Consider the following 14,022-nt stretch of genomic DNA (forward strand, 5'->3'; position numbering starts at 1 on the left):
GTCGTTTTTCCGGTAGACTGGTTTCCGTTGACGTCAACGGAACATTACCACATGCAAGCCGAACTCAGCTATCCGCACCCCGCCACCCCCGAGCTCGGGCGCGTGGCCACCGTCGCCCCCGGCGTGCACTGGCTGCGCATGCCGCTGCCTTTTGCACTCGATCACATCAACCTGTGGCTGATCGACGACGCCGAGAACCAGGTCGCCCTCGTCGACACGGGATTTGCCTCGCCCAACGTGCAAGCGGCCTGGCGCGAGGCGCTGCGCCTGCGCCTGCCCTCGCGCCTCATCGTCACCCATTTCCACCCCGACCACTTCGGGCTGGCCGACTGGCTCATGCGTGAATGGCGACTGGAACTGTGGATGAGCCACTCCGAATTCCTCACCGGGCATGCCGTCTGGCATGGCATCGCCGGCCATTCGGTCGAGACCATGCTCGCCCTGTTCCGGGCAAACGGCCTCGACGAGGAGCGCGCGGCGGCGCTGGAATCCCGGGGCAACGCCTACCGCCGCGGCGCTCCGCGCTTGCCCGAGCGCTTCCATCGCCTGCACGACGGCGACGAGCTGGTCATCGGCGGGCGCACCTGGCAGGTGATCACCGGCTGCGGCCATTCCCCCGAGCACGTCGCCCTCTACTGCCCCTCGCAGAAGCTGCTCATCTCCGGCGACATGCTGCTACCCAGGATCTCCACCAACGTCGGCGTCTGGGCCGTCTCGCCCGAAGACGATCCGCTCGCCGACTTTCTGCGTTCCCTGGGGCGGTTCGAGCCCTTGCCGGAAGATACCCTTGTGCTACCATCGCACGGACTGCCGTTCGTCGGCCTGCACGCGCGCATCGCCCAGCTGCGTGCCCATCACGAAGAGCGCCTGGCGGTACTCGAAGCCGCGCTGGACACGCCGAAGACGGCGGCCGAGGTGATCCCGACGCTCTTTTCCCGCGCGCTCGACACGCACCAGGTCGTGTTCGCGCTCGGTGAAGCGCTCGCCCACCTCAACCACCTGGTCGCGCTCGGACGTGCCGAGCGGCTGCTCGGCCACGACGGCCAGCGGCGTTTCGTGCGCACGGGCTCGACCCACTGAACGAGAACGAGCACCAAGGGAACGAAGATGAGCGAGACCCAGCCCCCGACGCAAAAACCGGCCGCCCCACCCCCGGAGTTTCCCGATCCCCAAGAATTGGCCAAGGTGTACGCCGAGGTGGCCGAACGTGCCGCCCGCCTGCTCGGCGAGACCATGCGCAAGCAGCTCAAGGAGGGAGTCCATCCGCCGGCCGACGAAATCGGCATCGCGCAGACCTACATGGAGATGATGGCGCGGCTGCTCGCCAACCCCTACCGTCTCGCCCAGGCGCAAATGAACCTGATGTGGGACTACTTCACCCTGTGGCAGCGCTCCATGCTCAAGCTCATGGGCCTGAAGACCCCGCCCGTGGTCGAACCGGAAAAGGGTGACCGCCGTTTCAAGGACCCGGACTGGGAAGAGCACTTCCTCTTCGACTACATCAAGCAGTCCTACCTCATCGCCGCGCGCCGCATCCACGAGGTGGTCAGCGACATCAAGGGCGCCGACGAGCGCACGAAGAAGCGCATCGAATTCTTCACCCGCAACTTCATCGATGCCCTCTCGCCGTCGAATTTCGCTCTCACCAATCCCGAGGTCTTCCGCGAAACCCTGCGCACCCACGGCCAGAACCTCGTCCGCGGCCTGAAGAATCTCCTGCGCGATCTGGAGGAAGGGCACGGCCAGCTGCGCATCCGCATGACCGACACCTCCGCCTTCGAGCTGGGCAAGAACATTGCCACCACCCCGGGCAAGGTGGTATACCAGACCGAGCTCATGCAGCTCATCCAGTACACCCCCACCACGGAAACGGTCTACAAGCGGCCGCTCCTCATCGTCCCCCCGTGGATCAACAAGTACTACATCCTCGACCTTCGTCCGCAGAATTCGCTCGTCAAATGGCTGGTCGATCAGGGACACACAGTGTTCATCCTCTCCTGGGTGAACCCCGACGAGCGCCTCGCCCAGGCCACTTTCGAGGACTACGTGCAAAAAGGCGTGCTCGCCGCGCTCGACGCCATCGAGCAGCAGACCGGCGAGCGCGTCGTCAATGCCGCCGGCTACTGCCTGGGCGGCACTCTGCTCGCCACCACGGCCGCCTGCCTGGCGGGCAAACGGCAAAAGCGCCTTGGCTCGGCCACCTTCCTCACCACCCTCATCGATTTCTCCGAACCCGGCGAACTGGGCGTATTCACCACGCCCGAAACCGTGGCGGCGCTGGAAAAGAAGATGCAGGAGCGCGGCTACCTCGAAGGCTCGGAGATGGCCACCACCTTCAACATGCTGCGCGCCAACGACCTCATCTGGTCCTTCGTGGTCAATAACTACCTGCTCGGCAAGGAACCTTTCCCCTTCGATCTGCTGTACTGGAACTCCGACTCCACCCGCATGCCCGCGGCGATGCACAGTTTCTATCTGCGCAAGATGTACGTCGAGAACAAGCTCGTCGAACCGGGCGGAATCGAGATCCTCGGCACACCGATCGACCTTGGCAAGATCAAGCACCCGTGCTATTTCATCTCCACGGTCGAGGACCACATCGCCCCGTGGCGCACTACCTACAAGGGCGCGCGCAGGCTCACGGGCGCGCCGGTGCGCTTCGTGCTCGGCGGCTCGGGCCACATCGCCGGCATCGTCAACCCGCCCGCGGCGAACAAGTACGGCTACTGGACCAACCCGGTCACGCCGCTGCCCGAGGATCCGGAAGAGTGGCTGCGCGGCGCCGAACAGCACCCCGGTTCGTGGTGGCCCAACTGGAACGAATGGCTGGCGGCGCAGGACGACACGCGCGTGCCGGCGCGCGATCCCGCCCACGGGAAGCTTCCCGTGATCGAGGATGCTCCCGGCTCTTACGTGAAGGTGCGCATCTGAACGAACCAACCGGCACCGCCGCTGCAGAGCGGGCGGTGGTGCTCGACACCAACGTGGCGCTGGCGCTGTGGTACTTCGCCGACCCAGCGCTCGCCCGGCTGGCCGAGGCGCTCGCCGCCGGCCAGCTCGTGCCGGTCGCCACCCCGCCGATGCGCGCCGAGTGGGACTGCGTGCTCGAGCGCCCCGAATTCGACCCCCGGCGCGCGGCGGCCGCCCGCGCCGCTTATGGGGCGTTGCGTCGCGAACTGCCCCTTCCCGAGCTGGAGGCTCCGGCGCGCTGCCGCGATCCCGACGACCAGAAATTCCTCGTCTGCGCGCTCGCCTATGCGCCCTTGCTGCTCACCCGCGACAAAGCGCTCCTGCGTCTCGCGCGCCACCGCCGCATCGCCCCGCGGTTGCGGATCGTACGGCCGGAAAACGCTTTTCCGCGGTGACGAACAGGCTCCCGGTGACCCGTGCCACCGGGACGATTCTCACTTGCGCCAGGCGTCGGCCTGTACCAGCGAATCGTCGCGCCAGGCTTCGCGCGCGGCCTTGTTCGCCATCCAGTTGGGCAGGAAGGTGAACGCCTCGTCGAGCAGGTGCGGCGTGTGCTTGCCCGGCGAATAGCGCAGCGCCCGCTCGAAGTATTCGCGCAGCGCCGGCTTGAAGTTGGGATGGGCGCAGTTCTCGATGATAGTACGGGCGCGCTGCTTGGGCGAGAGGCCGCGCAGATCGGCCAAGCCCTGTTCGGTGACGATCACCTGCACGTCGTGCTCCGTGTGATCCACGTGCGAGGCCATGGGCACGATGCAGGAAATGGTGCCGCCCTTCGCGCTCGAAGGCGTCATGAAGATCGAGATGAAGGCGTTGCGCGCGAAGTCGCCCGAACCGCCGATGCCGTTCATGATCGAGGTGCCCATGATGTGGGTCGAGTTGACGTTGCCGTAGATGTCGGCCTCGATCAGCCCGTTCATGGCGATGACGCCCAGGCGCCGGATGACTTCGGGGTGATTCGAGATTTCCTGCGGCCGCAGCAGGATCTTGTTCTTGAAGTCTTTCAGGTTGGCGTTGAGCTCGGTGAGCGCGTCCGGGCTGAGCGAAAAGGACGTGGCCGAGGCGCAGGTGAGCTTGCCGCAGCGGATCAGCTCGAGCATGCCGTCTTGCAGCACCTCGGTGTAGGCGGTGAGATTCTCGAAGGGGCCGTCGCGCAGCCCCGCCATCACGGCGTTCGCGACGTTGCCCACGCCCGATTGCAACGGCAGGAGGTTTTCCGGCAAGCGCCCTTTTTTCACCTCGTGTTGCAGGAATTCGAGGATGTGGCCGGCGATGCGGCGCGAATTCTCGTCGGGCGGCGTGAACGGCGTGTTGCGGTCGGGGTGATTGGTTTCCACCACCGCGATCACTTTATCGAGGTCGACGCGGTAATAAGGGATACCGATGCGATCGGCCGACTTCAGGATGGGAATGGGCTTGCGGTGCGGCGGCAGGGCCGTGCCGTAGTAGATGTCATGCATGCCCTCGAGCTCGGGATTCTGCCAGGCATTGACCTCGAGGATGATCTTGTCGGCCTGATCGAGCCAGGTCTTGTTGTTACCCACCGATGAGGAGGGAATCAGCAGGCCGTCTTCGGTGACGCCCGCCACCTCGACCACGGCGATGTCGAGCTTGCCGAGAAACCCGCCCCAGACGAATTGCGCCACGTGCGAGAGGTGGATGTCGATGTACTCCATCTCGCCGGCGTTGATGCGCTTGCGGCAGGTGGGGTCGGACTGGTAGGGCAGGCGCATTTCGATGCCGTCGACCATGGCCAGCGCCCCGTCGAGCTCGGGGGCGGTGGAGGCGCCGGTCCATACGCTGATCTTGAAACGCTGTCCGCGCAGGTTCGCGTCGAGGATGCGCTTGGCCAACGCCGCGGGCACCACTTTGGGATAGCCTGCGCCGGTGAAGCCACTCATACCGACGTTCACGCCAGAAGGAATCAGGGCCGCGGCCTCGTCGGCCGACATGATCTTGCCGCGCAGCTGCGCGTTGAGGATACGGTCGTTCACGCTCATGGTCCAGGAAAAGAGGAAGGGAGACCGGGCGATTCTACCCCGCAAGACATGAGTTTTATATAAAACATCAAAGACTTGCCATATGAATCCCTTTATCCACCGGTCTTCGAGTAGCCATGGGGATTGGCTTGCTGCCAGCGCCAGGCGTCGCGGCACATCTCTTCGAGCCCGCGCGCGGCGCGCCAGCCCAGGCGCTTGGCCGCCAGGCTCGGATCGGCCCAGCAGGCGGCGACGTCGCCGGGGCGGCGTGGAACGATCTCGTAAGGGATCGTGCGGCCGCTCGCCTGCTCGAAGGCGCGCACGAGCTCGAGCACGCTATGGCCCCGGCCCGTCCCGAGGTTCACCGCCAGGCATTGCGGCGGTTCGGCGGCGAGCGTGCGCAGCGCCGCCAAGTGCCCCAGCGCCAGGTCGACCACGTGCAGGTAATCGCGCACCCCCGTGCCGTCGGGCGTGGGGTAGTCGTTGCCAAAGACGCGCAGTTTCGGCAACCGCCCCACCGCCACCTGGGCCACATAGGGCATGAGGTTGTTGGGCACGCCGCCCGGATCCTCGCCGATGCGCCCAGAAGGATGCGCTCCTACGGGGTTGAAATAGCGCAACAGGGCGATGCGCCAGTCGGGTTGGGCGCGGAAGAGGTCGCGCAGCATCTCTTCGACCACCAGCTTGGTGCGGCCGTACGGGTTGGTGGCGCTCAAGGGGTGATCTTCGGTGAGCGGCAGACGCTGCGGTTCGCCATAGACCGTGGCCGAGGAGCTGAAGACGAGCGTCTTCACGCCGCACGCCTGCATCGCCTCCAGCAGACGCAGGGTACCGAGCACGTTGTTGTCGTAATAGGCGAGCGGCTGCGCCACCGATTCGCCCACGGCCTTCAAGCCGGCGAAGTGGATCACCGCCGTGCAGCCGTGCCGCTCGAGCACGCGCACGAGCGTGTCGCGGTCGCGCACATCGGCCTCGATCACCGTCGGCGCGCGCCTGGCCAGTTCGGCCACGCGCGCGAGCGCTTCAGGGTGGCTGTTGGAGAAATTGTCGAGCGCCACCACTTCGTGGCCCGCCATCAAGAGTTCCACGCAGGTATGCGAACCGATATAGCCGGCCGCGCCGGTCACCAGCACCTTCATCCGATCGTCCTCAAGCAATGCAAAAAAAGAAGGAGCTTACCGCGAAACGACCTCTGCGGAGGCAGCCAGACGGCCCAGCGTCATCACGGCGTGCTCGACGCGCTCGCTCCATGGCACGGCGCAATTGAGCCTCAGGTAGTTGCGATACCGCCCCGAGGCGGAGAAGAGATGCCCCGGCATGATGCCGACCCCTTCGCGCAGGGCGAGCCGGTACAGTACCGCCGCGTCGCTTTCTTCCGGCAAGCCGACCCACAAGACGTACCCTCCCGAGGGTCGGCTCACGGTCGTGCCTCGCGGAAAGTGGCGGGCGATGGCGGCGGAAAAACGCTGCACCTGGGCAGCGTAGCGTATGTGTACCTGCCGTAGATGACGGTCGTAGCTGCCGTCGGCCATCATTTCGGTCACCGCCATCTGGCACAGCGCCGGCGTACTGACGCTGCTGAACGACTTCATGAACATGACTTCGTCCTGGAATCTGCCGGGCACGCACCATCCCACTCGCAAGCCGGGTGCCAAGGACTTGGAGACCGAGGCGCAGTAGGAGACCAATCCCTGGCGGTCGAAGGCCTTGGCCGCCGGCACCCTCCGTCCCGCTTCGGCCAGATCCCCGAATTCGTCGTCCTCGACCAGTGGGATGCCGCGCTCAGCAAGCATCTCCACCAGACGGCGCTTGTGCTCGAGCGGCATGCTGGCCCCCGAGGGATTGCTGTTGGCCGTCATGAAGGCGCAGGCGCGAATCTCCCACTGCGCCAGCGCGAGCTCGAGCGCCTCGAGGCTGACGCCTTCACGCGGATGAGAAGGAATCTCCCGGGCGTGTCATCGCCCGCAGACTCAGGAGCAATGCCTCCTGGGCGCCGTTGGTGACCACGATGTGTTCGGGAGAGACGGCACAGCCGGCGTCGGCCATGCGTTTGGCGAGCTCGCGGCGCAGGCAGGCCATGCCGGCGGAGAACTGCATGCCGACGACTTCGGCCATGCGCTCGCGCACCACCCGGCCGATCGCCCTACGCAGGCGCTCCACGGGCAGAAATTCGGCCGAGGGAATGGCGGTTCCCAGATCGAGCACGCCTTCGCCCTGACAGCGACGCAGCACTTCGGCCGCCTCGTGGCGAATCTCCACCGCCACCGGTGGCTGCATCGGCTCCGGGGAAGGTTCTACCGGCGGTGCAATGGTGTCGCGCACATAGTAGCCAGAGCGCGGGCGCGACTCGATCAGCCGCCAGGATTCGAGCAAGGCATAGGCGCTTTGCGCCGTGGTCAGACTCACCCCATGGCGCTCGATCGTCTTGCGCAGCGAGGGAAAACGCTCACCCGGACGATAGACGCCTTCGCGGATGCGCTCGGCGAGTTCGCAGGCCAGACGGCGATACCTCGGCTCCTCCATGTTTCCTCCGCTCGTCGGATCAGTTTTGCCCTTTTTTGACCGGTACAGAGCGGCTTTCAGGGTCTCTGTACCGGTTCATGGATGAATTTTCTATGTCTGTATTTTTCTCACGAATATACGTATAAATCCATCACATGAAAAGCCCCCAAACGGGAGACGAAGGAGGAGGACATGGAATACCGGATCCTCGATGGCAATGAACTGATCATCCAGGGCGGACTGGAAGCGGGCGTGTCGCTCTACACCGGTTATCCCGGCTCGCCGCTGGCCGATTTCTTCAACGTCTTGCGGGTAAGCGGATTAAATGGTTGATCTTACCTTTGCATGAGAGTGAGACAGACCGGCATCTCATCGGATTATCTGGTTGATGCTTCACCTACTGCTGGTGCATGTTTCCTTCGCTAATTCCAGCAAGAACCCCACACGCCTCAACTTCCCGGTCATCGTTGCAACTCGCTCTCAGTGAAACGAGTTGTTTCTCAAGCGCTTGCAGAGCGGTTATCTGCGACCGCACATGAGAGATGTGATCATCGAGCAAGGCGTTGACGGCGGTACAAGGCTGATGAGGGTCGTCCTGATAGCTCTGTAGTTCGTGAATCTCAGCCAGTGACAGGCCCAGGATTCTGCAGCGACGGATGAAGGCCAGCCCCTCACCATGCTTCTCGGTATAGACACGGTAACCGTTGTCCTGCCGACCAGGCGGCGGCAACAAGCCCTGCCGTTCGTAGAAGCGGATCGTCTGTGTATCTACCCCTACTGACTGTGCCAACTGACCAATACGCATCGGGTTCCTCCGCAACGGATTCTCTACGCTATTGACATTATAGCTACTATATAGTTTTAAATGAAAACCCGATCACATTCAAGTGGAGTCATATCATGAGTAAAAACTGCGGAGGCCCCTGTGGCGACCATGCAAGGCCTGCGGCGGATATCGATATACAGGCCTCCTCCGAGGCGCCAGGGAGATGGGTCAGTGTTTATGCCGTGCCGAAGATGGACTGTCCATCAGAAGAGCGCATGATTCGCCTGGCCCTGAACGGCGTTGAGGGGATTCGGGCACTGTCCTTCGACTTGTCGAACCGCCGGTTGAAGGTCGTGCATGACGGCGAGGCTGAGCCCATTACCGCGAAACTGGCGACCTTGGGGCTAGGCGCCTCTCTTCAGGAAACCGTCATTGCCGACCCAGAGACGATCAAGGCCGCTGAGAGCTCGGCAGTCTCTGCTACGCAGGAGTCAGGCACTCTGCGCGTGTTGCTCGGTATCAATGCACTTCTGTTCGTGGTGGAAATGACTGCCGGCCTGATCGCCCAGTCTACCGGCCTGATCGCTGATTCCCTGGATATGTTTGCCGATGCAGCCGTCTATGGCCTGGCTCTCTATGCCGTAGGGCGCAGTGCGAAAATGCAGGTACGTGCCGCGCATCTGGCAGGGGTACTGCAACTGATCTTGGCTGTGGGCGTGCTCGTAGAGGTGGTGAGACGCTTTGTATTCGGTAGTGAGCCTGAATCGCTGGTGATGATGGCTATCGCATTCGTCGCATTGATTGCCAATACCAGTTGTCTGCTGCTCATATCCAAACATCGGAAAGGCGGGGCGCACATGAAGGCAAGCTGGATATTCTCGGCCAACGACGTGGTGATCAACCTGGGGGTCATCACCGCCGGCGCCCTGGTCGCGTGGACCGGGTCCAATTATCCGGATCTGATTATCGGCACCATCGTGGGGGTCATTGTACTTAACGGTGCCAGACGCATTCTGGCGTTGAAGGGTTAAATAATGCTCATTATTGGCAAAAAGCTCTCGCCGTATGCCCTATTGTCCATATCGGGCCTGCTGGCAGCGTCTGATCAGGCTGTAAAGTGGCTGGTGCAGCAATCAATGGCCTATGGCGAGTATGTTTCGGTGACCCCGTTCTTTAACTGGGTGCACCTATGGAACACCGGTGCCGCATTCAGTCTTTTTGCGAATGGTGGAGGCTGGCAGCGCTACTTTTTTATCGGAATCGCGGTAGTGGTCTCGATTTTTCTGATCAAGCTGATCCTTGAAAATCGTCATAAAGGAGAAGCCATCGCTTACAGTCTTATCCTCGGTGGCGCCATGGGCAACCTGATTGACCGGGTCTTTCGCGGCTATGTTGTGTATTCCTTTGATTTCTATTGGCGAGACTGGCATTGGCCGGCCTTCAACCTGGCTGATATTGCAATTGTCCTCGGTGCCTTACTTTTCGTTTCCAGCAGCTTGTTGGGTAAAAAAGCAAACACCAATGCCGAGTCGGATGGATCTGACTGACACCTACGCCTATACAACACCATGACCGAACTTCCCGACAACATCCTTCACCTGCCGCAATATCAAGTACTGGGCTGCAAATCAACCGACGACGAAATGCACTTCCAGGTGGACGTGCCCGATCCCATCGCCTGCGAGGAATGCGGCGTGCAGGGTGAGTTCGTACGGTTCGGCAAGCGTGACGTTCCCTATCGTGATCTGCCCATCCACGGCAAGCGGGTCACTCTCTGGGTGGTCCGCCGCCGATACACCTGCCGGGCCTGCAAGACAACATTCAGGCCCCAGCTACCGGAGATGGTGGACGGATTCCGTATGACACTGCGGCTGCATGAGTACGTGGAGAAGGAATCCTTCAACCACCCCTACACCTTTGTGGCGGCACAGACCGGCCTGGACGAGAAGACGGTGCGCGACATCTTCAACGCCCGCGCCGAGTTCCTGGGGCGCTGGCACCGCTTCGAGACGCCCCGCATCCTGGGCATTGACGAGCTATACCTGAACAAGCGCTACCGCTGCATTCTGACCAACATTGAGGAGCGAACCCTGCTCGACCTGCTGGCCACCCGCCGCCAGGACGTGGTGACCAACTACCTGATGAAGCTGAAAGACCGGCAGAAGGTCGAGATCGTCAGCATGGACATGTGGCACCCCTACCGGGCAGCGGTCAAGGCTGTGCTGCCCCAGGCCCGTATCGTGGTCGATAAGTTCCATGTGGTGCGCATGGCCAACGATGCCCTAGAGAGAGTGCGCAAGGGCCTCAGAAAGGAGCTGAAACCGTCCCAGAGCCGGACTCTCAAGGGAGACCGGAAAATCCTGCTGAAACGCGCTCACGAAGTCTCAGACCGGGAGCGCCTCATCATGGAGACCTGGACAGGCGCGTTCCCGCAACTGCTGGCCGCCTACGAGCACAAGGAGCGCTTCTACGGCATCTGGGACGCCACCACACGGCTCCAGGCAGAAGCCGCCCTGGACGAGTGGATAGCCACCATCCCGAAGGGCCAAAAGGAAGTCTGGAGCGATCTGGTCAGGGCAGTGGGAAACTGGCGCGAAGAGACCATGACCTACTTCGAGACGGACATGCCCGTCACCAACGCTTACACGGAGTCCATCAACCGACTGGCCAAGGACAAGAACAGTGAAGGGCGCGGTTACTCCTTCGAGGTGATGCGGGCACGAATGCTCTACACCACGAAGCACAAGAAGAAGGCACCGACTGCGAAGGTCTCTCCTTTCTACAAGAAAACCATCGGTTACGGACTGCCGGACTTCGCAGAGGAACTCAACTACGGAGTCGATCTATCAACCATCTGAGGGTGGTATCAGATTGATGGGGTGAAGGTGCCCCATCAACCATTAAATCCGTATACCCAAACTTTTTTAGGATATCGTTTTCCTCCTGAAGCTCCGATACTCGGCGTTTCAGGCGGGCAATCTCATCCTGTTCCTGTATTTTCTTTTTGGCGTCTGCTGGCGCCTTCTTGACCCGTTTCATGGTGAACTTTCCTTCACGATATTCCCTTCGCCAGCGTGACAGCATGAAGGGGTGAATATCCAGCGCTTCGGCAACGCTTTTGACGCTGCGGTGGGCCTGGTGACTCCACTCCACCGCTTTGACTTTGAACTCAGTGCTGTACTGCTGGGTTTTCTTGCCCGTGATCATTTCCGGCATCGGTTTTCTCCCACTGCGGCGTTATCGATGCGTGTCCACTGAACTGGGGGAAGTCCAACGTCGGCTTGAAGCGCTGGTTATGCGCGCCCATGCTTGTTTGCCCAGTAGTCATGAACTTTGTTGAACTCCGCCACCCAGCAAGCTAGTGGATCTTTTGTATTTCTTCCGAGCGACCGAGCCAGCTCGAAGAAGCCGGGGCCAGGCTGCATATCTCCAGATTTGTGGACGACTATGGCGGTAAGCATGCCGCGACCTGCTTGATCTTCTTCGCTGCTTATTTCTCCGAGAAGATGGAACAGGCGACTGTCATGCGGCTCCAGCCGTAAGGCTGTGATTTGAGCCACTAGCTCAGAGTACGCCATGCGCCCTTTACGTTTTGCGACCTGAACCAAAATGTCTTTGGCTTGCTGTTTCGCAGCGTCCCACTGCGCACCTTCAAAGCCATACTCATTGAGCATCACATTTCTCCAAGCGCATAACGCTTTTGTTTAGCGGCGACTACGGAGCGCAGCGTAGTAGGCGTCCGGTGTAGGGCCGCCAGGCCCGGAACGCACTACAACAATTTGTTATGCAGTGCCAAGTCGTCGCGCGACATTCGATACACGCGCACAGGCCGGGCATGGAACTCTCGAGTCGTATAGTCTCCGAACCCGACTTTCTCCGTGACCCTGACGGAAGCTGTATGCTCCGGCTCGATAATAACAATTACCGACTCGCAGTGTTTTTGGTCGAAAGCATACTGGAGAACACCTTTTACAGCTTCTGTCGCATACCCCTGATGCCAGAACCTGCGCGCCAGACGATAACCTAGATTGATTTCTTCAACATCGCCAATCAACTCCGGCCCAACGCCACAGAAGCCGATAAAATGCCCTGATGCCTTCTCGCACAATGCCCACGGCCCTATTCCATGTGAGGCGTAACACTTAAGGCACCAATCAACGAACTTTCGGGTAGCTTCTTCGTCGCAAACTCCACGAACGGAGAACTTCATGACTTCCGGATCACTGAGCATTGTGGTGAGCACAGGAACGTCTTGATGGGATAGCTTCCTTGCAACCAACCTCTCTGTTTCAAACAATGACACTGTTCTCACCCACCGCTATAACGCTTTTTGTTTAGCGGCGCACATGTAGCGCAGCGAAATGGGCGTCCGGTGTAGGGCCGGAGGCCCGGAACGTACTACAACAATTTGTTAAGTGATTCCAGGCTCTCAGGACCGCCCTCCAATCGTGCGCACTCAGTGGATTCCTGCTCCCATGGCGCTGCGGATGCTGTATGGAGGTGAACAGAAACCCTTGATACGGCCAGTTCACCGAGCAAACCAGCTGGAACCCAAACCATCTCGGTGCCCCGCAGGCTATTTGGAACCGGGCTCCCACAACTCGAACAGAAATCGCTCCGGAAACCACTTGGCTTTTGGTGCGTCCGAATCTCGCTTTGACCTGAGACCCAACGAAAATTAGAACCCTGCACAAACGTGGCAGCGTTAGCGGCAGCCCCTGTGGCTTTGCGGCATAGCGAGCAGTGACACTGATAGAGATTGCGTATCTCCCCATCAATTTCGAATTTCACGTTTCCGCAGAGACATTCACCTTGCATCGATCAATCCTTTGACACTTAACGCCAAAGCTCAGCCGCCGCCGGAGTGCGCGAAGCGCACGGAGGGAACCCAAAGCACGACAGTGCTTTGGGCGGTCGGCTGCAGCGCCTTGTTGGGCAAAGGCAACAGGTGTCAACCGATCGTCGATGCTGCCAACGACCTACCCAAGCCATGCCGCTCGCACCATGAAAAAGCGGACATTTTCGTTGACAAACGCGATAAAAAGCTAACAATAAATGTCGACCAGATACTCCACACAATAGTGACTTGGTTTATAGACAACAGGATTCTCAAGCTATGATCAAGTGGTACGACAAACACCATCGATTTAAACCGGTTATCATAGTATGGCTGACTTCTATCAGCCTACTTTTGATCCAAGGATGTGCGCTAACCCAAGAAAATAAACGAATAAATATAAACTATAAATCCCTTCACATCGCATTGCCAAAAGAAGGGCTTTTTTCAATAACAAAAACATCAGATTTAATCGCGCTGGAGTATGTTAATGGCAATGTAGTCGCATTATCTTACTTTCCATGTGCGACGCCAGGAGATAATATCGAAATTGCCGCGTCTGCGTGGTTCGAGTTTCTTTTTGGGACAGGCTATGAACTTGATGACTACGTAAAAAAAATATTACCTATAGAAGAAATAAGACGAATAAGGTGGCAATTCGTAGTGTCGACTAAAACAGTGACACGTGATCATACACGAATCTACTGGCTTAATTACAAGGCTCAAGCGCCGATAGATGCAAGAATCCTTATAGTTAGCGGGGGTCACTCCGAAAGCTATTACGAGGTAGTTTACAAAGGCGACCAGAAATATCCTATAGAAGAAATAGTTGAGTCTATTAACCTAAGTAAGAACTAGAAAATAAGCACAATAATCCAAACTGCTGCTAATAAGATTAACGCTAGCATCAGGTCCTTCCTAAAAGACCACCTTAAAACTTCGCTCACTAAACTAGAAACTTTGTTTATGAG

Annotated in this window: 17 protein-coding genes; 8 read left to right on the forward strand and 9 right to left on the reverse strand. The window is 59.9% G+C overall.

All coding sequences use genetic code 11. The features are described from left to right. Window positions 1–51 precede the first annotated feature (51 nt). The 3 genes from H607_RS0108710 to H607_RS0108720 are packed head-to-tail and all read left to right on the forward strand — an operon-like array spanning window position 52 to window position 3,365. Window positions 52–1,080 (forward strand): MBL fold metallo-hydrolase, encoded by a 1,029-nt coding sequence (locus tag H607_RS0108710; RefSeq protein WP_028875123.1) that lies wholly within the window; start codon window positions 52–54, stop codon window positions 1,078–1,080. A 27-nt stretch (window positions 1,081–1,107) separates the two neighbouring features. Continuing rightward, window positions 1,108–2,931, forward strand: a complete 1,824-nt coding sequence (locus tag H607_RS0108715) for a PHA/PHB synthase family protein (protein WP_028875124.1) — start codon at window positions 1,108–1,110, stop codon at window positions 2,929–2,931. Between the two features lie 35 nt (window positions 2,932–2,966). Further along, the gene (locus tag H607_RS0108720; protein WP_037990175.1) at window positions 2,967–3,365 is read left to right on the forward strand and encodes a PIN domain-containing protein; all 399 of its coding nucleotides are present in this window, start codon (window positions 2,967–2,969) and stop codon (window positions 3,363–3,365) included. 39 nt (window positions 3,366–3,404) lie between these two features. On the opposite strand, the gene scpC is transcribed toward H607_RS0108720, so the two are convergent. From scpC to H607_RS13240, 4 genes are all read right to left on the reverse strand, one after another. Then, complete coding sequence (gene scpC / locus H607_RS0108725; RefSeq protein ID WP_028875125.1) at window positions 3,405–4,967, reverse strand: succinyl-CoA:acetate CoA-transferase ScpC; 1,563 nt, start codon at window positions 4,965–4,967, stop codon at window positions 3,405–3,407. A gap of 92 nt (window positions 4,968–5,059) precedes the next feature. After that, window positions 5,060–6,085, reverse strand: coding sequence for a UDP-glucose 4-epimerase GalE (gene galE, locus H607_RS0108730; protein WP_028875126.1), 1,026 nt, complete (start codon window positions 6,083–6,085; stop codon window positions 5,060–5,062). Window positions 6,086–6,121: 36 nt separating this feature from the next. Beyond that, window positions 6,122–6,889 carry an aminotransferase-like domain-containing protein gene (locus H607_RS13235; RefSeq protein ID WP_088178706.1) on the reverse strand — a complete coding sequence of 256 codons (768 nt, stop codon included), beginning with the start codon at window positions 6,887–6,889 and terminating at the stop codon, window positions 6,122–6,124. Further along, entirely contained in the window at window positions 6,870–7,469 is a 600-nt protein-coding gene (locus H607_RS13240) for a GntR family transcriptional regulator (protein WP_051240789.1), read from the reverse strand. Before H607_RS13240 ends, H607_RS13235 begins: the two co-directional genes overlap by 20 nt. A 171-nt stretch (window positions 7,470–7,640) precedes the next feature. On the opposite strand from H607_RS13240, the gene H607_RS13375 reads away from it, so the two are divergent. Beyond that, window positions 7,641–7,781: a hypothetical protein gene (locus H607_RS13375; protein WP_157381288.1), complete on the forward strand. Its 141-nt coding sequence runs from the start codon at window positions 7,641–7,643 to the stop codon at window positions 7,779–7,781. Window positions 7,782–7,845: 64 nt separating this feature from the next. Here the strand turns inward: H607_RS13375 and cadR are convergent, their stop codons facing one another. Beyond that, window positions 7,846–8,253, reverse strand: coding sequence for a Cd(II)/Pb(II)-responsive transcriptional regulator (cadR, locus tag H607_RS0108745; RefSeq protein ID WP_028875127.1), 408 nt, complete (start codon window positions 8,251–8,253; stop codon window positions 7,846–7,848). A 95-nt stretch (window positions 8,254–8,348) separates the two neighbouring features. On the opposite strand from cadR, the gene H607_RS0108750 reads away from it, so the two are divergent. From H607_RS0108750 to H607_RS0108760, 3 genes are read left to right on the forward strand one after another with little or no spacing between them, the layout of a single operon-like run. Next, on the forward strand, window positions 8,349–9,245 hold the full coding sequence (locus H607_RS0108750; protein ID WP_028875128.1) for a cation efflux transmembrane domain-containing protein: 897 nt from the start codon (window positions 8,349–8,351) through the stop codon (window positions 9,243–9,245). A 3-nt stretch (window positions 9,246–9,248) separates the two neighbouring features. Continuing rightward, on the forward strand, window positions 9,249–9,761 hold the full coding sequence (gene lspA, locus H607_RS0108755) for a signal peptidase II (protein ID WP_028875129.1): 513 nt from the start codon (window positions 9,249–9,251) through the stop codon (window positions 9,759–9,761). Between the two features lie 21 nt (window positions 9,762–9,782). Beyond that, window positions 9,783–11,072 carry an ISL3-like element ISPpu12 family transposase gene (locus H607_RS0108760; RefSeq protein WP_028875130.1) on the forward strand — a complete coding sequence of 430 codons (1,290 nt, stop codon included), beginning with the start codon at window positions 9,783–9,785 and terminating at the stop codon, window positions 11,070–11,072. Here H607_RS0108760 and H607_RS13535 read toward each other — a convergent pair. The 4 genes from H607_RS13535 to H607_RS13755 form a co-directional block, all read right to left on the reverse strand. Next, on the reverse strand, window positions 11,041–11,430 hold the full coding sequence (locus H607_RS13535; protein WP_211218523.1) for a transposase: 390 nt from the start codon (window positions 11,428–11,430) through the stop codon (window positions 11,041–11,043). The two genes, H607_RS0108760 and H607_RS13535, sit on opposite strands and share 32 nt — an antisense overlap. Before the next feature lie 77 nt (window positions 11,431–11,507). Then, on the reverse strand, window positions 11,508–11,888 hold the full coding sequence (locus tag H607_RS13380; RefSeq protein WP_157381289.1) for a hypothetical protein: 381 nt from the start codon (window positions 11,886–11,888) through the stop codon (window positions 11,508–11,510). A gap of 95 nt (window positions 11,889–11,983) precedes the next feature. Continuing rightward, window positions 11,984–12,517: a GNAT family N-acetyltransferase gene (locus H607_RS0108775; RefSeq protein ID WP_028875131.1), complete on the reverse strand. Its 534-nt coding sequence runs from the start codon at window positions 12,515–12,517 to the stop codon at window positions 11,984–11,986. A gap of 95 nt (window positions 12,518–12,612) precedes the next feature. Beyond that, window positions 12,613–13,032 (reverse strand): GFA family protein, encoded by a 420-nt coding sequence (locus H607_RS13755; protein ID WP_083962002.1) that lies wholly within the window; start codon window positions 13,030–13,032, stop codon window positions 12,613–12,615. Window positions 13,033–13,330: 298 nt separating this feature from the next. Between H607_RS13755 and H607_RS13385 the strand changes: the two genes are divergently transcribed. Beyond that, window positions 13,331–13,909, forward strand: a complete 579-nt coding sequence (locus H607_RS13385) for a hypothetical protein (RefSeq protein ID WP_157381290.1) — start codon at window positions 13,331–13,333, stop codon at window positions 13,907–13,909. Window positions 13,910–14,022: the final 113 nt, after the last annotated feature.

It is taken from the genome of Tepidiphilus margaritifer DSM 15129 (assembly GCF_000425565.1).
GTDB lineage: Bacteria > Pseudomonadota > Gammaproteobacteria > Burkholderiales > Rhodocyclaceae > Tepidiphilus > Tepidiphilus margaritifer.